Consider the following 25,468-nt stretch of genomic DNA (forward strand, 5'->3'; position numbering starts at 1 on the left):
GCCCGTCACGCGGCCCGCAGCTGGGGAGCTGCCGCTGCGAAGGCGAAGAAAAGGAAGAGCGGATGCCTCGTGGGGAGGCATCCGCTCTTCCGTCGTCTGTGGGATCAGGCCTTGCCCTGGTTCGCGACCGCGGCGGCGCCGGCAGCGGCGGCCTCGGGGTCGAGGTATTCGCCGGGGCCGAGGGGCTCGAGGTTCTCGTCGAGGCGGTACACCAGCGGGATGCCCGTGGGGATGTTGAGCTCGGAGATGTCGGCGTCGCTGATGCCGTCGAGGTGCTTCACGAGACCGCGCAGCGAGTTGCCGTGCGCCGTCACGAGCACCGTCTTGCCGGCCTTCAGGTCGGGGACGATGTCGCTGTGCCAGTACGGCAGCATGCGGTCGATGACGATCTTGAGCGACTCGGTGTCGGGAACCTCGCCGTCGATGCCCGCGTAGCGCGGGTCGCCGACCTGGCTGTACTGGTCGTCGGCGGGAAGCGGGGGCGGCGGCACGTCGAACGAACGGCGCCACAGCATGAACTGCTCGTCGCCGAATTCTGCGAGCGTCTGCGCCTTGTCCTTGCCCTGCAGGGCGCCGTAGTGGCGCTCGTTCAGGCGCCACGAGCGCTTGACGGGGATCCAGAGGCGGTCCGCCGCGTCGAGCGCGATGTCGGCGGTCTGGATGGCGCGGCTGAGCACCGAGGTGTGCAGCACGTCGGGGAGGATGCCGGACTCGGCGAGCAGCTCGCCGCCGCGCTGGGCTTCGGCCTTGCCCTGGTCGGTGAGGCGGACGTCGACCCAGCCCGTGAACTGGTTGGTCTTGTTCCACTCGCTCTGGCCGTGTCGGAGGAGGATCAGCGTGTAGGGCGCGGTCATGCGCCCCATGATATCCGCGCCGGGTGTCGCGCCCGGATGCTGTGACAGGCGCGGCTGGCATCATGGAGGCATGGCGCGGGGACCGGTCGGGCAGATCACGCGCGGCACCACCGGCACCAACCGGCTGCGGCGCGTGGATCGCTGGATCACGCGGCATCCCGCGCTCCGCCGCGCGGCGGACCCGCTCGTGGTCGACCTCGGCTACGGCGCGAGCGGCGTGACGGCGCTGGAGCTGTACGCGCGCCTGGTCCGCGCGCGGCCGGACGTCGAGGTGCTGGGCCTCGAGATCGATCCCGCCCGCGTCGCGCGGGCGCGCGCTCAGCTCGAGCAGGTGCGCGCCGGCGGCACGTCGTTCGCATCCGACGCCCGCGTGTCGTTCGCGCGCGGCGGGTTCGAAGTGCCCGTCCCGGGCGCGCGCCGGCCCGCGGTCGTCCGGGCGTTCAACGTGCTGCGGCAGTACGACGAGTCGGAGGTGACGGCGGCGTGGACGACGATGTGCGCGCGCCTCGCACCGGACGGACTTCTCGTCGAGGGCACGTGCGACGAGATCGGCCGCATCGCGACGTGGGCGGCGATCGGCCCCGACGCCGCGCCGCGCACCCTCACGGTGTCGCTGCGGCTGGCGGGACTGCAGCATCCGTCCATCGCCGCGGAGCGGCTCCCGAAGGCCCTCATCCATCGCAACGTCCCCGGGGAGCGCGTGCATGCGTTCCTGGCGGCCCTCGATGCGGAGTGGGAGCGGGCGGCGAGCGTGTCGCCGTTCGGTCCGGTGCACCGGTGGCGCACGGCGCTGTCGGCGCTGGCCGACGCGGGCTGGCCGATCCTCGAACGGTCGCGGTGGCGCCTCGGCGAGGTCACCGTCCCGTGGGATGCTGTGGCTCCGAGCTGAGTCGGCCCGCTGGGTTCGTCACACGCGAGGAAGCACGGCACGCGCTTCGGCCGAAGGCATGCCGGTTGCGGTCAGGAGGTCGACCGCGAACGGCCGCATCGCGATGATGAGGTTCTGCTCGCTCTGCGAACCGTCGGGAAGGATCTGCGCCGGATCCAGGCGAACGGCGACCGCGCGCACCGCTTCGCGGGCGGCGGGCTGCAGCGAGATGTCGTCGAGGCTCTCGCCCACCAGTTCGGCTGCGCGCATGAGCTCGGCCAGCACCTCGGCCGGAACCGGACGGCGCTGGCCGTCGTCGCACAGGTAGACCGCGCGACGAGCGACCACGCGGAGATTCCGGGTGGCGAAATCCATCGCCTGCAGCACCGCGTGGTGGCGGCGCAGCTCGGCGCGCTGGGGTCGTAGCCACGGCGAGAACCCGGCGACGGCGAGGCCGGAGTCCAGAGAGGCGCGCCACTCGTCGATACGCGGCGCGATCGCGCGCGCCTTCTCAAGGCCCCGGGCGGCCCGCAGCGCATCGCCCCGGCGCAGCGCCTGCACGATCGTGCGCGCCGCGGCGTCCGCCGCCGCGAACACGGCGTGGCCGTCGCGTGCCTCCTCCCGGCGGGGATTGCGCGGGATCAGTGCGGTCACCGCCAGGGCTGCGACGCCGCCCACTGCGCCGTCGATCAGCCGGGAGAACGGCTCGGTCGCCGGCAGCGACATCACGATGCACGCCTGGACGCCCGCCATGATCGCGAACGGCGGGTACGGGGAGAGGAAGCGGGCGACCAGCAGCGTCACGCCGAGGGCGAGCGCCAACTGCCACCATCCCGGGCCGACGACCACCACGAAGCCCTCGGCGACGAGGATGCCGACCAGCATCCCGACGACCGTCTCGAGCACGCGCCGCGGGCGCGCGTCGCGCACGAGACCGAGGCTCGTGATCGTCACGGTGGCCGCCAGCAGTGGCGCCTGGTGTCCGATGACGTAGTGCGCGAACGCCCACGCGGCGGCCGCCGCGACCGTGATCTGCACGATCGCGAGCGCCGAACCGCGCACGCGCGAGAACTGCGGGCGCAGATCCAGCCGGGCGCGCCAGCCCGTGGGCACCACTTGGGTGATCGCGGCGGAGTCGCCGTCGCCGCTCACCGCCGGGTCCTCTACTGGGCCGCCGTGCGGCGCGACAGGCGCGTGATGCGCGGCACGTTCGCCGTGGCGCCGGCATCCGGCGGCACGACGACCTCCTGCGCCGCCGCAACGGGGCCGTCGGCGGTGTCGACCGTGAGCGCCGCCTCGACCGGCGTCGTGCGACGGACGACCGCCAGGGCGATCGGGCCTTCTTCGTGATGCAGCGCCGCCGAGGTCACGATGCCGACCTCGGTGTCGCCGAGGCGCACGGCCGCACCGTGTTCGGGGAGCACGCTGCCGGAACCGTCCAGCTGGAGCGCGACGAGGCGCCGCGGCGGGTGCCCGAGGTTGTGGACCTTGGCGATCGTCTCCTGCCCGCGGTAGCAGCCCTTGTCGAGGTGCACCGCGGTGCGCAGCCAGTCCAGCTCGTGCGGCAGCGCGCGCTCGTCGACGTCCGTGGTCCATCGCGGACGCCAGGCGGCGACGCGCAGCGCGTCGGCCGCCACGAGACCGGCGAGTTCGAGCTCGCCCCGGGCCGCAGCATCCGCGATCCGCTGTTCCTCGTCGCGCGTGACGATCGCCTCGGCCCAGTCGCGATCCGCACCCGGGTGCGGGTAGACCGGCGCGTAGGCGTGACCGCCGGGCGTGACCGACGGCCACGGGTCACGCCACACCAGGGGCACCCCGGCGGGCGTCGCGGGCGAGATGCGCTCGAGCGCCGCGGCGGTTCCGCCGATCACCGCGTACTCGTCGTCGGCGATGCGCGGGTCGACACGCAGGCGGAACCGCATCTTGCGCAGCCAGTCGTACAGCCCCTCGACGTCGGCGCGGTCGGCGATGAGCCAGGTGGTCTCACCGTCATCGAGGACGGATGCCGCGTGCTCGACGTGTCCTTGCGGGTCGAGGATCAGGAACTCGGTGCCGACGCCGGCGGCAAGACGCGTCAGCGCCTGCGACGAGAGCGAGTCGAGCCAGGTCAGGCGGTCCTCGCCCGGGACCGCGATGACGGCGCGGTCGGCGCGAGGCGCGAGAGCTGCGCCCGCGGCGAGCCGCCGCTGCTCGACGAGGGGGTTGCCGACGTGCAGCAGTCCGGTGTCGTCGACGACGGCACCAGGGACTGCGGCGAACGGGATTGCCATCACTGCACTTCCGTTCATTCCGCTCGGGCGAGGCGGGCGGACGCGTGCGCGCCGAGCTCGAAGCCGAGGGCGGCGATGTCCCATGCCCACAGCAGGTGGTTGTCGACGAGCCCGTACATGCGCGTCGCCGCCGCGTACGACTTCGCACCGGCAGGGCGCACGACGGCGTCCGTCGCGATGTCGATGCGGGGGCCCTTGATCTGGCCGAGGTACAGCTCGCTGACGCCGTCGGCGTGCACGAGGGCCGCCTCGAGGTCGAAGCCGCCGTCGGCGTTGCGCAGCTGTTCGATGTCGTCGGCCGTGCGGGCGACCGGAGCGGCGAGCGCGGGAAGCAGGCCCGGGCCCGCATCGGCGTCGGTGGCCGTGAGCGCGAGGCGCCAGTAGCCGAGCTCGGCCACCAGACGGGTGCGCTTCTCGGGATCCTCGGTGTCGTGCAGCCAGGCGTCGGCCGAGTAGTTCAGGTAGTCACCGCCGTCATGACTGAAGCTGACGCGGTGCGTGAATTCGCCCGTGTAGGTGTGGTCGCCGTAGTCGATGACTCCGGTGCCCTCCCACACTCCGATGAGCCACGACAGCGGGACGAGCTCCGCGGGAAGGCCGGTCGGGATGTCGAGCACGACCGGGCCCGTCAGCGCTGGCCGCGGTAGAGGTTCTTGACGACGACGGCGGAGACGAAGACGATCGCCAGAGACGCCAGACCGAGCAGGCCCACGAAGAACAGTTCGAGCGCGACGGTATCCATACGAGGGAGTCTAGCCGGGAACGAGAGCGGCCAGACCGAACCCCAGGCTGATGACGCCCATCACGACCGCAGCGCCCAGGACACTCGCCGCCACGCGCTCGGTGAATCCCTGGGACCGACCCGACCAGAGCTGGATCGCGAACCCCGCGATGAGGCATCCGCCCAATCCGACGCCCAGCCATGCGGCGCGCCACTCCGGCGTCGCGAACACTCCGACGACGATCGCGATCAGCGCCGCGAGCACCCAGACGGCGACGATGCCGCCGATGGTGCGGCGAGGGGCGAGTTCAGGCACGGCCACGCGTCCCATCATCGCGCATGGACCCGCGCGCCGCACCCGGCGCGATGCAAGCGGTCCGCGTGTCGGCGGAGGACATGCGCGCCGATCGCCCCCTCCCCACGCCCTACACTGGGGTTCGCGGCGCACCCCCCTGCGCCGGGAAGGCGATCCATTGGCACAGCTCCTGGTTCTCAGTTCCACACACGGAGGCGGCCCCGTGCTGCCCTCGCTCGAACTGCTGAGCCACCGCGTGCGCCTGATCCCCGCCGAGCCCGCTCAGCTCGTCAACGCCCCCAGCGCCGACATCATCTTCGTCGACGCCCGCGTCGACCTCGTCGGCGCGAAGTCGCTGTGCAAGATCCTCAACACCACAGGCCTCGACGCCCCCCTGCTGCTCATCGTGACCGAGGGCGGTCTGACCGCCGTGTCACCGGACTGGGGCGTCGACGACGTCATCCTCTTCACCGCCGGTCCCGCCGAGGTGGACGCCCGCATCCGCCTCGCCGTCGGCCGCCAGTCGGCCGAGCAGGTCTCGACGCGCATCCAGACCTCGGGCATCACGATCGACGAGTCGTCGTACTCGGCCAAGGTGCATGGGCGTCCGCTCGACCTCACCTACAAGGAGTTCCAGCTCCTCCACTTCTTCGCGACGCACCCGTCGCGCGTCTTCACCCGCGAGCAGCTGCTGAGCGAGGTGTGGGGGTACGACTACTTCGGCGGCACCCGAACGGTCGACGTGCACGTGCGGCGCTTGCGCGCGAAGCTCGGCGACATGGAGCAGCTCATCGGCACGGTGCGCAACGTCGGCTACCGCTTCAACGTCTACGAGGACGAGCCCGAGCCCGCCTCCCGCGAGCGCACCGACGCCTGATCGGCGCGGTCCGTCGGGCGCACTCCGCCCGTTCATCTGCGCGACACTTCGTTCACACTCTCGTCACGTCACCCTGCAATGATGAAGGGATGATCGAACCCGAGGTGCTCGACGCCGGCCTGGGCGATGCGGACGACGACGACTTCGACCTTTCGGAGGTCTTCGACTCGCAGCTTCCCGACCACCGCTACCTGGATCGCGAGCTGAGCTGGCTCGCCTTCAATCAGCGCGTGCTGGAGCTCGCCGAGGATCCGAACCTCCCCACCCTCGAACGGGCCAACTTCCTCGCGATCTTCGCGAGCAACCTCGACGAGTTCTTCATGGTGCGCGTCGCCGGCCTCAAGCGGCGCATCGTCACGGGCCTCGCCCTTCCGACGAACGTGGGCCGCTCCCCCGCCGACGTGCTCGCCGACATCTCGGCCGAGGCGCACAAGCTGCAGCTGCGTCACGCCGAGGCGTGGACCTCGCTCGTGAAGCCCGCGATGGCCGACGCCGGCATCCAGGTCGTCTCGTACGATTCGCTCGACGGGGCCGAGCGCGAGGCGCTGTACGACTACTTCCAGGCGCAGGTCTTCCCGGTGCTCATGCCGCTCGCGGTCGACCCGGCCCACCCGTTCCCGTACATCTCGGGCCTCTCGCTCAACCTGGCGATCCGCATTCGCAGTGCACGCACCGGGCGCCAGGAGTTCGCGCGTCTCAAGGTTCCGCCGATGCTCCCGCGCTTCGTCGAGCTGTCGCCCGTCGACGGTGCGGTGCGCTACCTGCCGCTCGAAGACCTCATCTCCAACCACCTCGACGACCTCTTCCCGGGCATGGAGGTGCTCGACCACCACGCCTTCCGCCTCACCCGCAACGAGGACGTCGTGATCGAGGAGGACGAGACCGAGAACCTCATCCAGGCGCTCGAGGCCGAGCTGCTGCGGCGCCGCTTCGGCCCGCCGATCCGCCTCGAGATCACCGACGACATGGACGACGTGACGCTCGACCTCCTCATCAAGGAGCTCGACATCACCCAGCAGGAGGTCTACCGCCTCCCCGGCCCGCTCGACCTGCGCGGCCTCTTCGACCTGCGCGTCGACCGGCCCGACCTGCGCTACAAGCCGCACCTGCCCACGACCGCGCTGGCCTTCCAACCGGGCGACAACAACGAGCGGCCCGACGTCTTCGCCTCGATCCGCAAGGGCGACGTGCTCGTGCACCACCCCTACGAGTCGTTCGCGACGAGCGTGCAGGCGTTCCTCGAGCAGGCGGCGAAGGATCCGCACGTGCTCGCCATCAAGCAGACGCTGTACCGCACGTCGGGCGACAGCCCCATCGTCGAGGCGCTGATCGACGCCGCCGAGGCCGGCAAGCAGGTGCTCGCCCTGGTCGAGATCAAGGCGCGCTTCGACGAGGCGAACAACATCGTGTGGGCGCGCAAGCTCGAGAAGGCCGGCGTCCATGTCGTCTACGGCCTGGTGGGCCTCAAGACACACTGCAAGCTCGCCCTCGTCATCCGCGAGGAGAACGGGGTGCTGCGCAGCTACAGCCACGTCGGCACGGGCAACTACAACCCCAAGACGAGTCGCATCTACGAGGACTTCGGCCTCTTCACCGCCGACGATCAGGTGGGCCGCGACCTCACCCGTCTGTTCAACGAGTTGAGCGGCTACGCGATCGAGAAGAAGTTCAAGCGCCTCCTCGTCGCGCCGCTGCACCTGCGCAAGGGCCTCCTCCGGCTCATCGACAAGGAGCGCCGCAATGCGCTGGCCGGTAAGCCCGCCAGCATCCGCATCAAGGTCAACTCGATGGTCGACGAGCAGATCATCGACTCGCTCTACCGGGCCAGCCAGGCCGGCGTGAAGGTGGAGGTCTGCGTCCGCGGCATCTGCTCGCTGAAGCCGGGCGTCGAGGGAATGAGCGAGAACATCACGGTGCGCTCGATCCTGGGCCGCTACCTCGAGCACTCGCGCATCTTCGTCTTCCACAACGACGGCGATCCCATCGTGTACATCGGCAGCGCCGACATGATGCACCGCAACCTCGACCGCCGCGTCGAGGCGCTCGTCCGTGTGTCCACGCCGGCGCACGTCAAGGAGATCAACGACCTCTTCACGCTGTCGATGAGCGACTCGACGAGCTCGTGGCACCTCGGCCCCGACGGGGAATGGGTGAGGCACAACGCGGACGAGGGAAGCAAGCCGCTCCTCGATCTGCAGGACCGCACGATGGTCAATGTGCAGCGCCGCCGACGGGCGCGGGCGGTGCGATGACCGAGACGGCCGTCTACGCGGCCGGGGGCGTCGTCTGGCGTGTCGTCGACGACAAGCTGCGCGTGCTCCTGATCCACCGCACGAAGTACCGCGACGTCACGCTTCCCAAGGGCAAGGTCGACCCTGGCGAGATGCTCGCCGAGACGGCGGTGCGCGAGATCCACGAAGAGACCGGCATCCGCGTCGCGCTCGGCGTGCCCGTCGGGGTGTCGCGCTACCACCTTCCGAGCAAGCGCATCAAGATCGTCCATTACTGGGCTGCCGAGGCGACGGATGCTGCCATCCGCGGTTCTGCGTTCGTGCCGAACAAAGAGATCGCGGCGATCGAATGGGTGTCGCCCAAGAAGGCGCTGAAGCGGCTCAGCTACCCCGTCGACACCGAGATCATGGAGAACTTCCTGCGGCTGGTCGACGAGGGCGTGCTGCGGACGTTCCCCATCGTCGCGCTGCGGCACGCCAAGGCTGTCGCCCGTGAGGAATGGGAGGGGAAGGATGCTGCGCGCCCGCTCGCCGCGCGTGGCCGCCGGCAGGCTGCCTCCATCGTCGGACCCCTCCTCGCCTTCGGCGTCCGGCGGATCGTGTCGAGTCCGGCCGCCCGGTGCGTCAAGACCGTCGCGCCGCTGTCGGCCGCGATCGACCGCGAGATCGACACGACCAAGCTCATCAGCCAGGATGCGTGGGAGGACGGCAAGTCCGATGCGCGCACGGTGATCGGCGAGCGGGTGCGTTCACGCAAGCCCGCCGTACTGTGCAGCCACGGGCCCGTTCTCCCCGACATCCTGAGCGAGCTCGCCCTGGCGACCGGCACGCTGCGGGGCTCATATCTCGGCAGCGCCTCGGCGTTGGAGCCCGCCGCGTTCTCGGTGGTGCACCTGTCGGTCGAGAACCCGGGATCGGGCATCGTCACGATCGAGACCCACGAGCCGAAGGTGTGATGGCGCCTGCCGCGTCGATCGTCGACATCGCGTGGGCCGAGGTGCCGCCCGGCTCACCCCGGCGAGAGCATGCCTGGAGACTGCTGTCGGGGATGCTGCCCGCCGGCGCCGAGCTGAGCAATCCGTGTCCCCGCTGCGGCGGACCGCACGGCCCGGTGTCGGTCTCCCGCGCCCCGTTCGTCGCGAGCGTCACTTACGCGGGAGGGTACGCGATCGCGGCCGTGGCGGCGACCCGGGACGCTGCCGCCCTCGGCATCGACGCCGAGCCCGAACGCGACGCGCGCCGCGACGCGGCCGGCATGACGGGGCTGCTCGGCGACGGCGAAGCCACCGTCAGGGACTGGGTGCGCGTCGAGGCGGCGCTCAAGGCCGACGGCCGGGGCCTGCGCGTCGAGCCCTCGACGGTTAACGTCGTGCCGGCGGCGGATGGATGGACGGCGGCCGTTCCCGACGGCGACGTCTACACCGGGTGGGACGTGCCCGGCCCGCCCGGCGTCCTCGTGAGCGTCGCGGCGCTCAGTCGCGAGAGCCCGGGAGCCTGAGCCAGCGCCTGATCGCGGGCGCCGGGAGCCGGTCCGGCAGCGGCGGGAGCGCCGCGGTGTCGAGCCAGTCGCCGAGCAGGTCCGCCGCCGCCGCGCCCGCGACCCGCGCGACGCAGTCGCGGAAGGCCTCCGTGGTCGCCAGCGCGTGCCGATGCTCACGCACCCACGTGTGGAGCAGGTCAGCGAACACGTCCGCGCCGACCGTGCGGCGCAGCGCCTCGAGCGTGAGAGCACCGCGCTTGTAGACCCGGTCGTCGAACATGAGCGCGGGGCCCGGGTCCGAGATGACGAGGTCCTGCGGCAGCGCCCGGAGGCGCGCGTGGTGCTCGTCGGCGAGTGTCGCGATGTCGGCCCCGCCGGAGGCCTCCGACCACAGCCATTCGGCGTAGCAGGCGAAGCCCTCGTTCAGCCAGATATCGCGCCACCGCTCGACACCGACGCTGTTGCCGAACCACTGGTGAGCGATCTCGTGCGGCACCAGGCGCGCGACCTCTGGGTCGAAATGGTTCGCGCCGAACACCACGAGCCCCTGCGCCTCGAGGGGGATCTCGAGGGGATCCGGGGTGACGACGACCGTGCACCCCTCCTGCGGGTATGGCCCGAACGCCTCCTCGAAGCAGTCAAGGATGCGCGGCACGTCGGCGAACCACCGCCGGGCCGCGGTCACGAGTGGCGCGGGAGCCATCAGCCGCACCGGTCCGATGGCGCTCTCGCGGTAGGGGCCGATGTGGACGGCGGCGAGATACGTCGCCGTCGGCACCTCCGACACGAACTCCCAGCGCGTGAGCCCGCCGATGCGGACGGGCGGATGGGGCACGCCGGTCGCGGCGACCGTGTACTCGGGATCGGTCGTGATCGCGATGCGGAACCTGGCCCGGTCGTCGGGGCGGTCGTTGCAGGGGAACCACGTCGGCGCGCCGACCGGCTGCGAGGCCACCAGCACGCCGTCCTCCAGCTCCTCCCACCCGATCGTTCCCCACCGGGAGCGCCGTGGCCGGGGCGCCCCCGCGTAGCGCACCTCGATGGAGAACTCCTCGCCCACCTCCAGCGCCTGCGGCGGCGTGACGCGCAGGCCCGCAGCATCCTGTGCGAACTTCGTCCGTGCGTCGCCGTCCACCCGCACCCGCGACGCACGCAGGCCGACCAGATCGAGCCGCACCGAGCGGGTCCGCTGGGTCGCGACCGCGTTGACGAGTGCGGTGCCCTCGAGCCGGTTCGTGTGGACGCGGTAGCGCAGATCGAGGTCGTACGAGACGACGTCGAAAGAGGCGTCGCCGCTGCGCGGCGTGTACGGATCGGGCCCGATCACGACGTCGACTGGTACGCGCGCACCTTGACTGCGCGCCACGGTCCGATCGGGTTGCCGCTCCAGCGGGAGCCCACAGGCACGCTCTCACCGCGCATCACCAGAGAGGCGGGGCCGACGGTCGCGTGGGCGCCGATCGACGCGGCCGGAAGGATCACGCTGTGCGGTCCGAGCGTCGCACCGGGTTCGAGTTCGACGGTGTCCATGCTCATGATTCGATCATGGAACAGGTGCGTCTGCACGACGCACCCCCGGTTCACCGTGGATGCCTCACCGAGCGTCACAAGATCCGGCTCGGGCAGCCAATAGCTCTCGCACCACACGCCACGGCCGATGCGGGCACCCAGGCTCCTGAGCCACACCGCGAGCGCCGGCGTACCGGCGGCCGCCCGCGCGAACCAGGGCGCCGCCAGCATCTCGGTGAAGGTGTCGGACACCTCGGTGCGCCACACGAAGCTCGACCACAGCGGCTGCTCCCCCGCGCGGATCGCGCCGACGAACAGCCACTTCGCGACTGTCGAGATGCCGGCGGCGAGCGCGCCGGCGGCGAGCAGCACGAAGCCCGACAGCAGGAGCGTGAACCACGGCCCCACCGTGTCGACGAGCGCGGCGAGCGCGAACAGGACGAGCAGGCCGACGCCGCATGTGACGACGACGGGGATGAACCGGCAGATCTCCCACAACGACCGTGCGACGCGCAGCGACGTCGGCGGGTTGTAAGTGCGGCTCGCATCGCTCTCGTTCGGCTGCCGCCGCAGGCGCGTGGCCGGCGAGCCGAGCCACGACGAGCCCGCCTTCGCCTTGACGGGCGCGGCCGAGAGCACCGCCACGAGGCCGTCCTTCGGCACGGTGTGCCCGGGCGACGCCATGCCGGAGTTGCCGAGGAATGCGCGCTTGCCGATGCGCACCTCGCCGAGCCGCAGCCATCCGCCCCGCATTTCGTAGGACGCGACCATCGTGTCGTCCGCGAGGAACGCGCCGTCTTCGATGCGCGTCATCGCGGGGATGAGAAGGACGGTGGATGCCTCGACATCGTGTCCGACTCTCGCTCCGAGCAGTCGCAGCCAGACCGGGGTGAACAGGCTCGAGTAGAGCGGGAACAGGACGGTGCGGGCCGAGTCGAGCAGGCGCTCGGTGGACCACGCCTGCCACCCGATGCGACTGCGCACGGCGTGGGTGCCCTCGTGGAGCCCGATGGCGGCGAGGCGGACGCCCAGCACGACGGCGCCGGCGTAGACGAGGCCGGTCACGAGCACCGCGGGCACGAGCCAGACGAGCGCCGCGCCGAGGGCGCTCGCGAGGTCGGGGGCGCCGCGCATGCCGATCGCGAGCAGCACTCCTCCTGCCGCGAAGCTCACGATCGGGAGGAGTCCCAGGGCCACGGCCGAGGCGGCGTACGCCCACAGCCACCGGCGCGCGGCGTGCGGGCGCTCGGTGGGCCACCCCTCGGTCGTGCCGCCCACGCGCACGGCGGGCGAGCCCGCCCACGACTGGTTCGCCCGCACACGGCCGAAGACGGCGGATCCCGGCGCGATCTCGGCGCGCTGGCCGATCCGCGTGCCGGGCGCGAGGGTGCTGCGCGTGCCGACGGTGGCGTCGGCGCCGATGCGCACCTCGCCGATGCGCACGAGGTCGCCGTCGATCCAGTAGCCACTCAGGTCGACCTCCGGCTCGATCGACGCGCGATCGCCGACCTTCAGCATCCCGGTGATCGGCGGGAGCGTGTGCATGTCGACATCCGTGCCGATGCGGGCGCCGAGGGCGCGCGCGTAGTACGACACCCACGGTGCGCCGGCGAGACCCACCGCGTCGACCTGGTCGGAGATCTGCTCGGCGAGCCAGAGCCTGAGGTGCACCGACCCGCCGCGCGGGTAGTCGCCGGGACGCAGTCCCGCGAGGAGCAGTCGAGCGGATGCCGCGGCGATCGCCATGCGGCCGAACGGCGTCGCGAAGAGCACCAGGCCGACGATGAGCAGCCACCACGGCGCCGAGGGCAGCGCCTCGAAGCCGGGGAACAGCTGCAGGATCGCCCCTGCGGTCAGGAGATAGAGAAGCCACCGGACGCCCGAGAGGATGAACAGCGGTGCGCCCAGAAGCGACTGCACCCACTGCGTGGTGCGGGGCGTGGGCTCCGGCATCCGGAAGTCCCCCACCTCTTCGCGAGAGAGGAACGGCTGCAGCGCCTTCGCCATCGCCCCGAGGCGTGGCACGTCGTAGATGTCGGCGACCGAGAAGTCGGGGACGCGCGCGCGGATGCGCGAGACGAGCTGCGCCGCGGCGAGCGAGCCGCCGCCGAGGTCGAAGAAGTCGGCCTTGCGGTCCGGCACCGCAAGTCCGAGCACCGCCTGCCACTGGTCGGCGAGCCATGCCTCGTCGGGGCTCAGATCCGCCCGCGGGATGTCGAGGTCGGGCAGCGGCCACGGCAGCGCGGCGCGGTCGACCTTGCCGGAGGTGCGCACCGGGAGGTCGGGCACGACCGCGAGCAGCGGCATCACGCCGGCGGCGAGGCGCTCGGCCAGGTGCGCGCGGGCGGCGGCGCGGTCGAGTTCGCCGTCGACCACGAGATACCCCACGAGGACGGGTACGCCGGCGTCGCTCGTGCGCACGGCGGCGCTCGCGGCGGTCACCCCGGGAAGCTCCTGCAGCGCGTTCTCGACCTCGCCGAGCTCGATGCGGCGGCCGCCGACCTTCACCTGGTCGTCGGCGCGCCCCTGGAAGAGGAGTCCCTCCGGCTCGTAGCGCACGAGGTCGCCGGAGCGGTAGGCGCGCTCCCAGCCGAGGGTCGGCATCGGGGCGTACTTCTCCAGGTCCTTGACCGGATCGAGATAGCGGGCGAGGCCCACACCGCCGATGATGAGTTCGCCCAGACCGCCGGGCTCGACCTGCCGGTCGTCGCCGTCGACGACGGCCAGCACCCAGCCGTCGAGCGGGAGGCCGATGCGCACCGGCCCTTCGCCGTCGAGGAGCGCCGCGCAGGCGACGACGGTGGCCTCGGTCGGGCCGTACGTGTTCCAGACCTCGCGACCGTCGGCGACGAGTCGCGCGACGAGCTCGGGCGGGCAGGCTTCGCCGCCGAAGATGAGCAGGCGCACGTTCTCGATCGCGTCGGCCGGCCACATGGCGGCGAGCGTCGGCACGGTCGAGACGACGGTGATGGCCTGGCGGATGAGCCACGGCGCCAGGTCCTCACCCGAGCGCACCAGCGAGCGCGGCGCCGGCACGAGGCACGCCCCGTGCCGCCACGCGAGCCACATCTCCTCGCAGGAGGCGTCGAACGCGACGGAGAGACCTGCCAGGACGCGGTCGCCCGGGCCGAGCGGTGCGCCCTGCAGGAAGAGGCGCGCTTCGGCGTCGACGAACGCGGCGGCGGAGCGATGCGAGACAGCCACTCCCTTGGGCACGCCCGTCGAGCCCGACGTGAAGATGATCCAGGCGTCGTCGTCGACCGTGGGCGGCGGCACCGTGACGATCGCGTGCGTGCTCGGATGCGGCGCCGCGCCGCCGAACAGCGCGGCGGGCTCCTGCCCGTCCGCGGCCGCCGCGGGGACGTACGCGCCGCCCTCGCCGATCACGCCGTGGACGTGCGCCTCCCCGAACACGAGCCGCGCCCGCTCGTCGGAGTCGTCGGCGTCGACCGGGACGTACGCCGCACCTGCGGCGATGATCCCGAGGATCGAGATGTAGAGCTCCTTCGAGCCCGAGGGCATCCGCACCCCGACGCGGTCGCCGCGGCGAACTCCCGCCTCGTGCAGCAGGGCGGCGGTGCGTGACACACGAGCCATGAGCTCGCGGTAGCTGAGCGCTCCCGAACCGTCGTCGAGCGCCGATGCCTCGGGCGTCCGCTGCACGGTGGCGCGGAGGATGTCGAGCAGCGTGCGCGGCTCCGGTGCCGCGTCGATGCGATCCAGCGGTGCCGGCACGGCCGGCGGCGAATCGATCGAGATCACGTCAGGACAGCAGGGTGATCAGCTCGGCCTTGGTGAGCCGCGAGTAGCCGGTTCGGCCACCGGCGCGTGCGCGCTCGCGCAGCTGCGTCACGGTCAGCGTGTTCAGATCGGAGGAGACGGATGCTGCGGCAGCAGCCGTCGGCTTGCTCGCGGGCTTCTTCGCACGCGGCGCGCGGGTGGGCGTCGTGGTCCGCGGTGGGCGGGTCTTCGGCGCCGCCGGGGCGGGGGCTTCTTCTGCGGCCGGCGCCTCTTCTCCGGCCGGCGCCTCCTCCACGGCCGCAGTCTCTTCTGCGACGGGTGCCTCAGCTGCCGGAGCCTCGTCGACGACGGTGGCGGCAGCATCCTTCTCCGCCTTCCCAGAGGTGAGCTCGGCCTCGAGCACGCGATCGGCCTCGAGTGCCTCCTGCTCAGCCTTGGCGGCGGCGCGCTCGGCCTTGGCGGCCGCCTTCTTCAGCGCCTTGGCCTCGGCGGCACGCGCCTGGGCCTCCGCCGCGGCCTTCGCGGCCTCGGCGGCGGCGCGCTCGGCCTGTGCGCGCAGACGTGCCTTCTTCTCTGCCTTCGCGACGGCGGCGCGGGTGGCCTTTCGCACGCGCTCTTCGGCTCGGTGCGCCTTCTTCGTGACCTTGCCCGGGTTCTTGCGGATGGCCTTCTTCGACACGTCCACGTCGTCGACGGTCTCGGCCGCGACCTCGCGCAGCTTCTTCGCGCTCTTGCCGGGAAGGGTCTTCGCAACGCGGCGGGCCTTCTTCGCCGCCGACTCCGCGTCTTCGATCGCGCCGAGCGCCTTGCGCTGTGCTTTGGTGGTCTTGCTCATGGCAGGCACTTTAGCGGGCCGAAGTGAACGGCCGGCGGTGCGTGACGCGGATTTCCGGGGGTGGCGCGGGTCCGCGTGTCAATGCCGATGCATGGATGTCGGCATCCCGTTCACCTTCCGTTCACCCGCACAGCGCAGTCTCTTAAGAGTCCGAGCCTACGTTTCAGAGCGAACCCCGCACCGGGTTCGACCCGAAGGCCGTTTCGGCCTGTTTCCCTGACACGTGAAGGATTCACACAGTGAAGATCTCTCGCATCGCCCAGGTGGGCGCTGTCGCCGCAGTCGCGGCTCTCGCTCTCGCCGGCTGCGCCTCGAACGAGACCCCCGGCGGCACGACCGACGAGACCACGGCCGCGTCGGACCTCTCCGGCGAGATCTCGGGCGGCGGCGCGTCGTCGCAGGAGGTCGCGGTTCAGGCCTGGACCGCCGGCTTCCAGACGGCCAACCCCGACGTCACGATCAACTACGACCCGTCCGGCTCGGGCGCGGGCCGCGAGTCCTTCCAGGCGGGCGCCTTCCCGTTCGCGGGCTCCGACCGTGCGTTCAAGATCGAGGAGATCGAGGCCGGCCCGTTCGACGCGTGCGTCGACGGCTCGGGCATCATCGAGCTCCCGACCTACATCTCGCCGATCGCGATCATCTTCAACGTCGAGGGCGTGGACTCGCTCAACCTCGACGCCGCCACCGCCGCGGGCCTGTTCGCCGGCACCATCACGAACTGGAACGACCCGGCGATCGCCGCGCTCAACCCCGACGCGACGCTCCCCGACCTGGCCGTGACGCCGGTGCACCGCGCCGACGACTCGGGCACCACCGAGAACTTCACCGACTACCTCTTCCAGGCCGCCGGTGACGTCTGGTCGTACGAGCCCGACGGCGTGTGGCCGCTCTCCAGCGGTGAGGCCGCGCAGGGCACCTCGGGTGTCGTCTCGGCCGTCGCGGGTGGCAACGGCACCGTCGGCTACGCCGACGCGTCGCGCGCCGCCGAGGAGGGCCTGTCGACCGCCGCCATCCAGGTGGGCGAGGAGTTCGTGGAGTACTCGCCGGAGGCCGCTGCCGCGATCGTCGACGAGTCGCCGTTCGAGGAGGGCCGCGGCGAGGGCGACCTCGCGATCGAACTGCACCGCACCTCGGAGGCCGAGGGCGTGTACCCGATCGTCCTCGTCAGCTACATGATCGCGTGCCAGGAGTACGCCGACGCGGCCGTCGCGCCGATCGTCAAGGGCTACCTCCAGTACGTGGCCAGCGCCGAGGGCCAGGACACGGCTGCTGCGGCCGCCGGCAACGCGCCGATCTCTGACACGCTGCGCGAGCAGGTCAACGCCGCGATCGACCTGATCGTCGTCGAGTAAGACCCCGGTGCCCGGCCCGGTCGTTCGCGACCGGGCCGGGTATCACCCTGAGAGACCCGAATCCAGAAGGACACCATGACCACGACGACCGCCCCCGCGACGGGCAAGGTCAAGCAGCGGCCAGGCGACCGCTGGTTCTCGGGAACCGCGCTCGGCGCCGGCGTGATGATCCTCGTCACGCTCGCCGCCGTCGCGATCTTCCTCATCATCCAGTCGATCCCCGGCCTCACCGCGACCAGCGAGACCGCCAGCATCCTCTCGGGGAGCTTCTGGGAGTACGTCTGGCCGCTCGCGTTCGGCACCGTGTGGGCGTCGTTCCTGGCGCTCCTGATGGCCGTGCCGCTCGCGGTGTCGGTCGCCCTCTTCATCTCGCACTACGCACCGCGCCGCCTCGCGCAGAGCCTCGGCTACGTCGTCGACCTGCTGGCCGCGGTGCCTTCGGTCGTGTTCGGCCTCTGGGGCATCCTCGTGCTCGCCCCCGCCGTACAGCCGGTGTACGCCTGGCTCAACGCCAATATGGGCTGGTTCCCGCTCTTCAGCGGCACGGTCTCGAGCACCGGCCGCACGATCTTCACCGCGGCGATCGTCCTCGCCGTCATGGTGGTTCCGATCATCACGGCGATCTGCCGCGAGATCTTCCTGCAGACGCCCGTCCTCCACGAGGAGGCGGCTCTCGCCCTCGGCGCGACGCGCTGGGAGATGGTCCGCATGGCGGTCTTCCCCTTCGGCCGCAGCGGCATCGTGTCGGCCTCCATGCTGGGCCTCGGCCGCGCGCTCGGCGAGACGATGGCGGTCGCCATGGTGCTCTCGGTGGCCAACGTCGTCACCTTCCAGCTCTTCACTTCGGAGAACCCGGGCACGATCCCCGCCAACATCGCCCTCACCTTCCCCGAGGCCTACGGCCTCAATGTCAACGTCCTCATCGCGACGGGCCTCATCCTCTTCATCGTCACCTTCGTCGTCAACGCCATCGCCCGATGGATCGTCAGCCGGCGCAAGGAATTCTCGGGAGCGAACTGACATGACCGTGACGACCGCTCCTCCTCAGCCTCCCCTGGCGACCGCGCCGGAGCGCGACACCCCCCGCCTGACCAGCGGCCGCCTGCCCGTGTGGGCGCCCTGGGGCATCCTCATCGGCAGCCTCGTGGCCAGCGGCATGCTGTTCGCGATCGTCGCGATGGGATCCGGCGACGGCTTCAACCTGGCCGGCTGGGCCGTCGTGGCCGGCTTGCTGTACCTGGTGCTCATCACGGTCACCTCGTCGCTCGTCGAGGGTCGCCGCAAGGGCGTCGACCGCCTCGTGACCGGTGTCGTGACGATCGCGTTCCTCGTCGCGATGGTCCCGCTCGTGTCGGTGGCGATCACCGTCGTCGTCAACGGCATCGCCGGCTTGTCGGCCGAGTTCTTCACCTCGTCGATGCGCAACGTGGTCGGCGAGGGCGGCGGCGCGCTGCACGCGATCGTCGGCACGGTGCTGATCACGCTCGCGGCGGCCGTCATCTCGATCCCGATCGGCATCTTCACCGCCATCTATCTCGTCGAGTACGGGCGTGGCGGCCGGCTCAGCCGCGGCATCACGTTCCTGGTCGACGTCATGACCGGCATCCCGTCGATCGTCGCCGGTCTGTTCGCGTACGCGGTCTTCGCCTTGATCTTCGGACCGGGCATCCGTATGGGCATCATGGGCTCCATCGCCCTTTCGGTGCTGATGATCCCCGTCGTCGTCCGCTCGACCGAGGAGATGCTGCGTCTCGTCCCGAACGAGCTGCGCGAGGCGTCGTATGCGCTCGGCGTCCCGAAATGGCGCACGATCTCGAAGGTGGTGCTGCCGACCTCCGTCGCCGGCATCACCACGGGCGTCATGCTCTCGATCTCGCGCGTCATCGGCGAGACCGCGCCGCTGCTGCTCACCGCGGGCGTGGCGACCTCGATGAACTACAACCTCTTCGAGGGCCGCATGATGACGCTCCCGGTGTTCGCGTACTCGCAGTACATGAACCAGGGCATCCCCGCGCAGGCCTACATCGACCGCGCGTGGGCCGCCGCGTTCGTCCTCATCGTCCTCGTGATGCTCCTCAACCTGATCGCGCGCATCGTCGCGAAGGTCTTCTCGCCGAAGCTCGGCCGCTGAGCATCCTCACCCGAAAGAACTGACAGGAATCATGTCCAAGAGCATCGAAGTCAACGACCTCAACGTCTACTACAGCGACTTCCTGGCCGTCGAGGGCGTCTCGCTCGACATCGAGCCGCGCAGCGTCACGGCCTTCATCGGCCCCTCGGGCTGCGGCAAGTCGACGTTCCTGCGCACCCTCAACCGCATGCACGAAGTCATCCCCGGCGCCCGCGTCGAGGGCGAGGTGCTGCTCGACGGCGACAACCTCTACGGCGCCAACGTCGACCCGGTGCTTGTGCGCCGTCAGGTCGGCATGGTCTTCCAGCGCCCCAACCCGTTCCCGACGATGTCGATCAAGGAGAACGTGCTGGCGGGCGTGAAGCTCAACAACAAGAAGATGTCGAAGTCCGACTCCGACGCGCTCGTCGAGAAGTCGCTGAAGGGCGCCAACCTCTGGAACGAGGTCAAGGACCGCCTCGACAAGCCCGGCTCGGGCCTGTCGGGCGGCCAGCAGCAGCGTCTGTGCATCGCGCGCGCGATCGCCGTCTCCCCCGAGGTCATCCTGATGGACGAGCCGTGCTCGGCCCTCGACCCGATCTCGACGTACGCGATCGAGGAGCTGATCGGCGAGCTGAAGAACGACTACACGGTCGTCATCGTCACGCACAACATGCAGCAGGCCTCGCGCGTGTCCGACAAGACGGCCTTCTTCAACATCGCCGGGACCGGCAAACCCGGGAAGCTCATCGAGTACAACGAGACGAAGACGATCTTCACGACGCCGTCCGTCCAGGCCACGGAGGACTACGTCTCGGGCCGCTTCGGTTGATCACGCAGACGCGGTGATCGGAGCCCCTCGCCCTGTGGCGAGGGGCTTCGTCGTCATACCTGGGCCGTCGCCAGGGCGAAGAGCGTCTCGACCAGCGGACGCGGGTCAGCCGCCGCATCCCATCCGCTCGAGACCAGTTGCTGATAGCCGATGACGGCCGAGACGACGATGATCGCGCGTCGCCGCGCCTCCCGATCCGGAACGCCGGATGCCTCGAGCAGACCGCTCAGGTAGGACACGCGTCGCTCGGTGACGGCCTCGACGATGTCGCGCACGTCGGCCGCGGCGGCGTCGGCGTACAGCGTGCGTTCACCCGAGCGATCCCCCGTGCGGTGCGCGATGATCTCGAGCAAGGTGGACAGCCGGGCCTGCGGGTCGGGGATGGCCTCGACCTCGGCGATCAGCGCCTCGGTCTCGCGGTCGCGCCACGTCTCGAGCACGGCGTCGACGAGCGCTCGCCGGTCGGCGAAGTGCCAGTAGAACGACCCCTTCGTGGTGCCGAGCTCGCGGGCGGTGGGCTCGACGGCGACGGCACGGATGCCCTCTTCGCTGAACCGGCGGTACGCGGCATCCACCCAGTCCGCTCGAGTGAATCTTGCCATGTCCGTACGCTACCGTATAGTTTCTCCACAGGACCATACGACAGCGTATGGTCGCCGAGGAGCTCAGCATGAGAGAACCCGCCTTCTGGTCGCTCGCCCTGGTCGACATCGCCGATCCGGACTACACGCAGGTGTGGGTCGACGTGCTGCCGGCGCACGCGTCGGCTGATCCGTCGGCGTGGGCGCGCAACCTCCTGTCGACGTCCGCACTCCCCCGATGGATCGCGCTCGTGCTGGCCGGTCTCGCCGCCTTCCGTCATCGACCGGCGCGCTGCGATCGTTTGACCGTCACCCGCGTCGAGGGCGACGAGGCGCTCGTCGCCGTGGATGCACGCCGCCTCGACGTGCGCGTCGGGGTGGGGGTCGACGAGCAGAACTCGCTCGTGCGGGTGGTCGCCGCCATGCGCTTCAAGGGAGCGAGCGGTCGCCTGGCGTCACTGCCTGTCCGCGCGGGCCTCGCCCTGCTCGCGCGAGGCATGATCGCGCGCGCCCGGCGCGACATGTCGGGAGTGACGCGGTGACGACCGGCTCGGGTGGCGACAGACTCAGTCGCGCGGGCTCAGCAGATACCGATTGAAGGATGCGGTGAGCCCGGCGTCCACCGGCACCGCGACGCCGTCGATCGCCGTGATCGGAGCGGCGAGCCGAACGCTCGACACCAGCCACGCGGCATCCGCCTCGCCCAATGCGCTCGTCGGAACGACCTCGTAGCGCGTCTCGTGCCCGTGCTCTTCGAGGTGGGAGAACAGGCTCAGCTGCGTCGTGCCGTGGAGGATGCCGCCGTTGGGCGCCGGCGTGACGAAGCGCCCGTCGATGCGGAGGATGAGCGATGCCGTAGGCGCCTCGAGCACGAAGCCGTCGGACGTCACGAAGACCGCGTCGTCGGCGCCGCGGCCCTTCGCCTCGCGGATCGCGGCCATGTTTACGGCGTACGAGAGGGTCTTGGCCCCGAGGAGCAGCCACGGCGCGCGCGCCGGGGTGTCGATGCCGTACCCGCGATCGAGCGTGACGACCCGGATGCCCTTCTCGCGCGCGGTCGAGTTGTCGGCGGCGGCCGTGGCGGTCACCCACGCGGTCGGCGCTGGACCGTGCTCGACGCCGCGACTCAGGATGAGCTTGATGACGCCCTCCCCCTCGCTCGGCGCGTGCTGGGCCGCGATGGCGACGGCCTGACGCCACTGCTCGAGATTCGGGGCCGGGAGGTCGCAGATCCGCGCCGAGTGCGCGAGTCGCTCGAGATGCGCTTCGGTCTCCTGCGCGTGGCCGTCGACGACGCCGATCGACTCGAAGATGCCGTCGCCGCGCTGCGTGCTCAGCTCGCCCACGCTCAGCGCCGGGGCGGACGGATCGATGACGCGGAACGAATCGGTGAAATCGGAGCGAGGATCAGCGGATGCCGCGGGCTCGATCACGAGCGCGAAACGCAAGGCCATGTCCCGAGCTTAGGCGTTCGGGAATGCCGCGCCGTCGGACTCGGTTACACTGGATCGGCCGGGCCGCAGTAACCCCGGGCTCCAAAATTTGCCGCTTCGAGCGGCGCCGCGCCGAGAGGCGTTCTGCGGCCCGGCACTCTCATGCCCGGCGAATCCGCACGCTCCAGCCGAGACAGAACGCCTCTCCCGCGAAGCGCATCAGCACTGTGGCGTTCTGCGGCCCGGCACTCTCATGCCCGGAGGGTTCCGTTGCCGCGGCGCGATCGACGCACAGAATCGGAGAACGTGCCCGACTCGCCGGTGGACGGATGCCGTGTTCCGGCATGTCGCCCGAAACGTCCGATTCTGTGCGACCTCAGCTGAGGGAGTCGCGGCGCCACAGGGCCGCGCAGGCTGTGAGGTCGGCGGCGTAGTCCGAGAGACGCAGCGCCCGAGTCGTGAAGGCCGACGCACGGTCGGGCTCGGTCGCCTCGTAGTCGTCGGCGACGTGTGTCGCGCCCGACGCCTGCACCCGGCAGAAGGCCGCCGCGCGATCGAGGGCGACGGCGAAGTCTCCCTCGAAGAGTCCGCGCAGGATCGTGTCGACCAGCGCGACGAGCTCCTCAGGCCCCGCCGGCGACGGAGCGCCGGCCACCACGTCGTCGGCCGACGGGAGCTCGGCACGGCCGCGCTCGTAGAGGAGCGCGGCCGTGCGCGGGTCGTCGTGGATCATGAGCTGCACCAGGTAGAGGCGCCACAGGGCGCCCGGAAGCGTCTTCGCCGGCGACCGCGACCACAGCTCGGCGAGGTCGTCGATGCCGTGCTCGTCGGTGAAGGCGACGAGCCGGTCAACGACGGAGCCGTCGGGGTCGGCCCTCACGCGGGCGAGCAGGGCGTGCGCGGTCGTGTGCGCGACACGAGAGACCTCGGCCGGGTCGTCAGCGGCGAACACCCGGTCGAAGAGTTCGGCCGGTCGGCGGACGGGCTTGTGGAACTCCCTCGACGAATCGCTCATTCCGTCCAGGCTACTCGCCGCCACGAGCACGGGCTCGCGCTCCGGCTCGCGCTGCATGGCGGCGACCCAGGGCAGGCACACGATCGCGCCTGTCTCAAACCTGGTTGATGCGGATGTGGTTGCCCGCCGGGTCGCGGAACGCCGCGTCGCGCGGACCCCAGCCCTGCTCCTTGGGCTCCTGCAACACCTCGGCACCGAACTCGCGCAGCTTCTCGAACGTGGCGTCGAGGTCGGAGGTGGTGAAGACGTAGGGTCCGGGGCCGGAGCCCTTCACCACGAGACGCTGCAGCGCGTCGCCGTCCTCGGGCGAGCGGCCCGCGGTCGGGTCCGACACGACGAGGGACAGTCCGGGCTGACCGGGGAAGCCGAAGCTCACCCAGCGGTGCCCGTCGTACGCGACGTCGTTGACGACCTCGAGGCCGAGTCCGTCGCGGTAGAAGGGGATGGCGGCGTCGACGTCGTCGACGGTGATGGGGCTGTATGCCAGGGCGATGTTCGTCATGGCTGCCACGCTACGGCCGCACCGCGCCGCGCGCTTCTCCGATCCTGCTCGGTTGTGGGTCAGGCGTAGCGGGTCGGGCGCGTGAGGATCTTCGCGACGCACAGCGGCATCGCCTCGGCGGCGTCGTGCGGCCGCGAACGGTACGAGCTCGGCGTCTCGCCGACGATCTCGGTGAACGTCGAGCTGAACGAGCCCAGCGAGGTCGCACCGACGGCGGTACAGGCATCCGTCACCGACATGCCTTCGCGAAGCAGCGCCATGGCCCGTTCGATGCGCCGTGTCATCAGGTACGCGTACGGGGTCTCGCCGTACGCGGCCTTGAACTCGCGCGAGAAATGCGCGGGCGACATGAGGGCCTTGGTCGCCATCGTGGGCACGTCGAGGGGCTGCGCGTAGTCGCGGTCCATGAGGTCGCGCGCGCGGCGAAGGTGCGCGAGGGTCTGCGTCGTCTGGGGGACGGATGCCACGGCCTCACGCTACCGGGATCGGCGGTGTCGCAGGGCGTCAGGCGGTCGGGATCGTCACGATCGGGTCGGTCGACGGCTCCCCCGTCGGCGATCCGCCCTGGGGCTCCACCGTGACGGCGATCACGTCGCCGGGCTCCACCGCGCCCTCGAGCAGCTGGGTGCTCGTCCCGTCGGTCGACTCGAACACGCCGGCGGGAACAGCTGCCCCGTCGCGCACGAACCAGAGCTCGAAGCTCTCGTCGTCGGCGATCTGCGGCAGCCCCTGAGAGACCAGCACGACTTTGCCGACGGACTCCGACCAGTGCGCCGTCGCCGAGCCCCCGTCGGTGATCTCGACCGTCGCCGACTGCGCGTCGGGGGCATCCTCGATCTGCTGGAGTGCGACGACCTCCGCCGGCCGGTTCATGTACTCGTTGATCTGCACCGCCCCGATGCCGAGGGCGACGAGCAGCACCATGGATGCGGCGAGCGTCAGGATGCCGCGGGTCCAGCGGCGTCGTGACACCGCCTGGATCACCGCCGTCGGCGGGGGCGGCTCGGCCGCGGGCCGGTCGCCGGATCGGTCCGGGGCGGGCGCCGGGGCGGGCGTCCAGCGGTCTACGGGCTCGGCGGTGGCGGCCACCGCCGCATCCATCGCCGGCAGCTGCGGGGTCGTCGCGACGCGCGACAGCAGCGTCGAGCGGAGCGTCAGCGGAGGCAGGGCATCGGAGACGGTGTCGGCGAGTGCCGCGGCGGTGGCAGCATCCGTCTCGATCCAGTGCTCCCATTCGGGGTGCTCGCGGCGTGCGGCGTCGAAGGCTGCGCGGTCGGCCGGCGACAGCGCGTTCAGGGCAGCGCCGGCGGCGAGCTCGGCGAACTCCTTCTCGTCCATCACGCGGTCACCCCCATCTCGGCCCTCAGGCGGGACAGTCCATCCCGCATCCTCGTCTTGATCGTCCCCAGCGGCGCCCCCACCAGGGCCGCGATCTCGCTCTGACTGTAACCCCCGTAATACGCGAGGGTCAGCGCCTCCCGCTGGGCATCGGGAAGCCCGGACAGCGCCGCCGTCACCTTCTCCCCCTCGATGCGCAGCTCGACCTGCTCGGAGACCCCGTCGTGGGCGACGTCGAGGTCCCTGAACCCCGCGCGCACGTCACGATCGCTCGACGCCTGCGACGACCTCACCCGGTCGACGGCCCGGCGGTGCGCGATCGTGAGCACCCACGATCTTCCCTGACCTCTGTTCGGAGCGAAGCGCGAAGCGGATTGCCAGACCTCGAGGAAGACCTCCTGCAGCACCTCCTCGCTCTGCGCGCGGTCGACGAGCACCCGCAGGATCAGCCCGAAGACGCGCGGCGACAGCATGTCGTAGACGCGGGCGAACGCTGTCTGGTCGCCACCGGCGACACGCTGCAGCAGCTCCCCGATGTGGTCGACGGGTTCGGTGCCGTCTTCGGGCACGTCGAGTCCGTCGATCACCATGTCCACCAGCATGCCTTACGTACCTCCCTCCGAC

General features: G+C 71.0%; 25 protein-coding genes. 10 read left to right on the plus strand and 15 right to left on the minus strand.

Annotated features, from left to right (window positions below; all coding sequences use genetic code 11):
• Positions 1 to 104 precede the first annotated feature (104 nt).
• A complete protein-coding gene (locus ACVN90_RS13820; protein WP_475098802.1) occupies positions 105 to 854 on the minus strand; it encodes a phosphoglyceromutase in 750 nt (249 codons plus the stop codon).
• 70 nt (positions 855 to 924) lie between these two features.
• Here ACVN90_RS13820 and ACVN90_RS13825 point away from each other — a divergent pair, with 70 nt between their 5' ends.
• Positions 925 to 1,743 (plus strand): class I SAM-dependent methyltransferase, encoded by an 819-nt coding sequence (locus ACVN90_RS13825; protein WP_475098803.1) that lies wholly within the window; start codon positions 925 to 927, stop codon positions 1,741 to 1,743.
• Positions 1,744 to 1,761: 18 nt separating this feature from the next.
• Here ACVN90_RS13825 and ACVN90_RS13830 read toward each other — a convergent pair whose 3' ends face one another.
• From ACVN90_RS13830 to ACVN90_RS13845, 4 genes are all read right to left on the minus strand, one after another.
• Complete coding sequence (locus ACVN90_RS13830) at positions 1,762 to 2,874, minus strand: FUSC family protein (RefSeq protein ID WP_475098804.1); 1,113 nt, start codon at positions 2,872 to 2,874, stop codon at positions 1,762 to 1,764.
• 11 nt (positions 2,875 to 2,885) lie between these two features.
• Positions 2,886 to 3,992 (minus strand): CAF17-like 4Fe-4S cluster assembly/insertion protein YgfZ, encoded by a 1,107-nt coding sequence (ygfZ, locus tag ACVN90_RS13835; RefSeq protein WP_475098805.1) that lies wholly within the window; start codon positions 3,990 to 3,992, stop codon positions 2,886 to 2,888.
• Positions 3,993 to 4,006: 14 nt separating this feature from the next.
• Entirely contained in the window at positions 4,007 to 4,609 is a 603-nt protein-coding gene (locus ACVN90_RS13840; protein WP_475098806.1) for a nitrobindin family protein, read from the minus strand.
• Positions 4,610 to 4,744: 135 nt separating this feature from the next.
• Positions 4,745 to 5,044: a hypothetical protein gene (locus tag ACVN90_RS13845; RefSeq protein ID WP_475098807.1), complete on the minus strand. Its 300-nt coding sequence runs from the start codon at positions 5,042 to 5,044 to the stop codon at positions 4,745 to 4,747.
• 142 nt (positions 5,045 to 5,186) lie between these two features.
• Here ACVN90_RS13845 and ACVN90_RS13850 point away from each other — a divergent pair, with 142 nt between their 5' ends.
• The 4 genes from ACVN90_RS13850 (at position 5,187) to ACVN90_RS13865 (ending at position 9,614) form a co-directional block, all read left to right on the plus strand.
• Positions 5,187 to 5,885 (plus strand): response regulator transcription factor, encoded by a 699-nt coding sequence (locus ACVN90_RS13850; protein WP_341997767.1) that lies wholly within the window; start codon positions 5,187 to 5,189, stop codon positions 5,883 to 5,885.
• 89 nt (positions 5,886 to 5,974) lie between these two features.
• Positions 5,975 to 8,137, plus strand: a complete 2,163-nt coding sequence (locus ACVN90_RS13855; protein ID WP_475098808.1) for an RNA degradosome polyphosphate kinase — start codon at positions 5,975 to 5,977, stop codon at positions 8,135 to 8,137.
• Positions 8,134 to 9,072: an NUDIX hydrolase gene (locus tag ACVN90_RS13860; RefSeq protein WP_475098809.1), complete on the plus strand. Its 939-nt coding sequence runs from the start codon at positions 8,134 to 8,136 to the stop codon at positions 9,070 to 9,072. The genes ACVN90_RS13855 and ACVN90_RS13860 overlap by 4 nt, the downstream gene beginning before the upstream one ends.
• Positions 9,072 to 9,614: a 4'-phosphopantetheinyl transferase family protein gene (locus ACVN90_RS13865; protein ID WP_475098810.1), complete on the plus strand. Its 543-nt coding sequence runs from the start codon at positions 9,072 to 9,074 to the stop codon at positions 9,612 to 9,614. Before ACVN90_RS13860 ends, ACVN90_RS13865 begins: the two co-directional genes overlap by 1 nt.
• Here ACVN90_RS13865 and ACVN90_RS13870 read toward each other — a convergent pair.
• From ACVN90_RS13870 to ACVN90_RS13880, 3 genes are read right to left on the minus strand one after another with little or no spacing between them, the layout of a single operon-like run.
• Complete coding sequence (locus ACVN90_RS13870; protein ID WP_475098811.1) at positions 9,589 to 10,962, minus strand: M1 family metallopeptidase; 1,374 nt, start codon at positions 10,960 to 10,962, stop codon at positions 9,589 to 9,591. The genes ACVN90_RS13865 and ACVN90_RS13870 overlap by 26 nt on opposite strands.
• On the minus strand, positions 10,920 to 14,867 hold the full coding sequence (locus ACVN90_RS13875; RefSeq protein ID WP_475098812.1) for a Pls/PosA family non-ribosomal peptide synthetase: 3,948 nt from the start codon (positions 14,865 to 14,867) through the stop codon (positions 10,920 to 10,922). Before ACVN90_RS13875 ends, ACVN90_RS13870 begins: the two co-directional genes overlap by 43 nt.
• Position 14,868: 1 nt before the next feature.
• Positions 14,869 to 15,681 (minus strand): hypothetical protein, encoded by an 813-nt coding sequence (locus ACVN90_RS13880; RefSeq protein WP_475098813.1) that lies wholly within the window; start codon positions 15,679 to 15,681, stop codon positions 14,869 to 14,871.
• A 239-nt stretch (positions 15,682 to 15,920) separates the two neighbouring features.
• On the opposite strand from ACVN90_RS13880, the gene pstS reads away from it, so the two are divergent.
• From pstS to pstB, 4 genes are all read left to right on the plus strand, one after another.
• The gene (gene pstS / locus ACVN90_RS13885) at positions 15,921 to 17,033 is read left to right on the plus strand and encodes a phosphate ABC transporter substrate-binding protein PstS (RefSeq protein WP_475098814.1); all 1,113 of its coding nucleotides are present in this window, start codon (positions 15,921 to 15,923) and stop codon (positions 17,031 to 17,033) included.
• Between the two features lie 75 nt (positions 17,034 to 17,108).
• On the plus strand, positions 17,109 to 18,053 hold the full coding sequence (pstC, locus tag ACVN90_RS13890; RefSeq protein WP_475098815.1) for a phosphate ABC transporter permease subunit PstC: 945 nt from the start codon (positions 17,109 to 17,111) through the stop codon (positions 18,051 to 18,053).
• A 1-nt stretch (position 18,054) separates the two neighbouring features.
• On the plus strand, positions 18,055 to 19,164 hold the full coding sequence (gene pstA, locus ACVN90_RS13895) for a phosphate ABC transporter permease PstA (protein ID WP_475098816.1): 1,110 nt from the start codon (positions 18,055 to 18,057) through the stop codon (positions 19,162 to 19,164).
• Between the two features lie 31 nt (positions 19,165 to 19,195).
• Positions 19,196 to 19,975 carry a phosphate ABC transporter ATP-binding protein PstB gene (gene pstB, locus ACVN90_RS13900; RefSeq protein WP_374975137.1) on the plus strand — a complete coding sequence of 260 codons (780 nt, stop codon included), beginning with the start codon at positions 19,196 to 19,198 and terminating at the stop codon, positions 19,973 to 19,975.
• A gap of 53 nt (positions 19,976 to 20,028) precedes the next feature.
• On the opposite strand, the gene ACVN90_RS13905 is transcribed toward pstB, so the two are convergent.
• Positions 20,029 to 20,577 carry a TetR/AcrR family transcriptional regulator gene (locus tag ACVN90_RS13905; RefSeq protein WP_475098817.1) on the minus strand — a complete coding sequence of 183 codons (549 nt, stop codon included), beginning with the start codon at positions 20,575 to 20,577 and terminating at the stop codon, positions 20,029 to 20,031.
• Between the two features lie 68 nt (positions 20,578 to 20,645).
• Between ACVN90_RS13905 and ACVN90_RS13910 the strand changes: the two genes are divergently transcribed.
• Entirely contained in the window at positions 20,646 to 21,098 is a 453-nt protein-coding gene (locus ACVN90_RS13910; protein ID WP_475098818.1) for a hypothetical protein, read from the plus strand.
• A 24-nt stretch (positions 21,099 to 21,122) separates the two neighbouring features.
• Here ACVN90_RS13910 and ACVN90_RS13915 read toward each other — a convergent pair whose 3' ends face one another.
• The 6 genes from ACVN90_RS13915 to sigK all read right to left on the minus strand — a co-directional run bounded on the left by ACVN90_RS13915 (position 21,123) and on the right by sigK (position 25,446).
• On the minus strand, positions 21,123 to 22,010 hold the full coding sequence (locus tag ACVN90_RS13915; protein WP_475098819.1) for an aminodeoxychorismate lyase: 888 nt from the start codon (positions 22,008 to 22,010) through the stop codon (positions 21,123 to 21,125).
• A gap of 355 nt (positions 22,011 to 22,365) precedes the next feature.
• Positions 22,366 to 23,004 (minus strand): DNA-directed RNA polymerase subunit beta, encoded by a 639-nt coding sequence (locus ACVN90_RS13920; RefSeq protein ID WP_475102130.1) that lies wholly within the window; start codon positions 23,002 to 23,004, stop codon positions 22,366 to 22,368.
• 94 nt (positions 23,005 to 23,098) lie between these two features.
• The gene (locus ACVN90_RS13925; RefSeq protein WP_341997744.1) at positions 23,099 to 23,506 is read right to left on the minus strand and encodes a VOC family protein; all 408 of its coding nucleotides are present in this window, start codon (positions 23,504 to 23,506) and stop codon (positions 23,099 to 23,101) included.
• A 59-nt stretch (positions 23,507 to 23,565) separates the two neighbouring features.
• The gene (locus ACVN90_RS13930; protein WP_045298308.1) at positions 23,566 to 23,913 is read right to left on the minus strand and encodes a helix-turn-helix transcriptional regulator; all 348 of its coding nucleotides are present in this window, start codon (positions 23,911 to 23,913) and stop codon (positions 23,566 to 23,568) included.
• 97 nt (positions 23,914 to 24,010) lie between these two features.
• Positions 24,011 to 24,844, minus strand: coding sequence for an anti-sigma factor (locus ACVN90_RS13935; protein WP_475102131.1), 834 nt, complete (start codon positions 24,842 to 24,844; stop codon positions 24,011 to 24,013).
• On the minus strand, positions 24,844 to 25,446 hold the full coding sequence (gene sigK / locus ACVN90_RS13940; RefSeq protein ID WP_475098820.1) for an ECF RNA polymerase sigma factor SigK: 603 nt from the start codon (positions 25,444 to 25,446) through the stop codon (positions 24,844 to 24,846). Before sigK ends, ACVN90_RS13935 begins: the two co-directional genes overlap by 1 nt.
• Positions 25,447 to 25,468 lie beyond the last annotated feature (22 nt).

Source organism: Microbacterium sp. F01, assembly GCF_056156365.1.

Excerpts from the sequence above, each read along its gene's own strand:
- pstC (WP_475098815.1), top strand. The coding sequence starts at position 17,109 with ATGACCACGACGACCGCCCCCGCGACGGGCAAGGTCAAGCAGCGGCCA.
- ACVN90_RS13845 (WP_475098807.1), bottom strand. The coding sequence starts at position 5,044 with ATGGGACGCGTGGCCGTGCCTGAACTCGCCCCTCGCCGCACCATCGGC.
- ACVN90_RS13920 (WP_475102130.1), bottom strand. The coding sequence starts at position 23,004 with ATGAGCGATTCGTCGAGGGAGTTCCACAAGCCCGTCCGCCGACCGGCC.
- pstB (WP_374975137.1), top strand. The coding sequence starts at position 19,196 with ATGTCCAAGAGCATCGAAGTCAACGACCTCAACGTCTACTACAGCGAC.
- ygfZ (WP_475098805.1), bottom strand. The coding sequence starts at position 3,992 with ATGGCAATCCCGTTCGCCGCAGTCCCTGGTGCCGTCGTCGACGACACC.
- ACVN90_RS13855 (WP_475098808.1), top strand. The coding sequence starts at position 5,975 with ATGATCGAACCCGAGGTGCTCGACGCCGGCCTGGGCGATGCGGACGAC.
- ACVN90_RS13820 (WP_475098802.1), bottom strand. The coding sequence starts at position 854 with ATGACCGCGCCCTACACGCTGATCCTCCTCCGACACGGCCAGAGCGAG.
- ACVN90_RS13880 (WP_475098813.1), bottom strand. The coding sequence starts at position 15,681 with ATGAGCAAGACCACCAAAGCACAGCGCAAGGCGCTCGGCGCGATCGAA.
- ACVN90_RS13865 (WP_475098810.1), top strand. The coding sequence starts at position 9,072 with ATGGCGCCTGCCGCGTCGATCGTCGACATCGCGTGGGCCGAGGTGCCG.
- ACVN90_RS13930 (WP_045298308.1), bottom strand. The coding sequence starts at position 23,913 with ATGGACCGCGACTACGCGCAGCCCCTCGACGTGCCCACGATGGCGACC.
- ACVN90_RS13925 (WP_341997744.1), bottom strand. The coding sequence starts at position 23,506 with ATGACGAACATCGCCCTGGCATACAGCCCCATCACCGTCGACGACGTC.
- pstA (WP_475098816.1), top strand. The coding sequence starts at position 18,055 with ATGACCGTGACGACCGCTCCTCCTCAGCCTCCCCTGGCGACCGCGCCG.
- sigK (WP_475098820.1), bottom strand. The coding sequence starts at position 25,446 with ATGCTGGTGGACATGGTGATCGACGGACTCGACGTGCCCGAAGACGGC.
- ACVN90_RS13935 (WP_475102131.1), bottom strand. The coding sequence starts at position 24,844 with ATGGACGAGAAGGAGTTCGCCGAGCTCGCCGCCGGCGCTGCCCTGAAC.
- ACVN90_RS13910 (WP_475098818.1), top strand. The coding sequence starts at position 20,646 with ATGAGAGAACCCGCCTTCTGGTCGCTCGCCCTGGTCGACATCGCCGAT.
- ACVN90_RS13825 (WP_475098803.1), top strand. The coding sequence starts at position 925 with ATGGCGCGGGGACCGGTCGGGCAGATCACGCGCGGCACCACCGGCACC.
- ACVN90_RS13905 (WP_475098817.1), bottom strand. The coding sequence starts at position 20,577 with ATGGCAAGATTCACTCGAGCGGACTGGGTGGATGCCGCGTACCGCCGG.
- ACVN90_RS13915 (WP_475098819.1), bottom strand. The coding sequence starts at position 22,010 with ATGGCCTTGCGTTTCGCGCTCGTGATCGAGCCCGCGGCATCCGCTGAT.
- ACVN90_RS13860 (WP_475098809.1), top strand. The coding sequence starts at position 8,134 with ATGACCGAGACGGCCGTCTACGCGGCCGGGGGCGTCGTCTGGCGTGTC.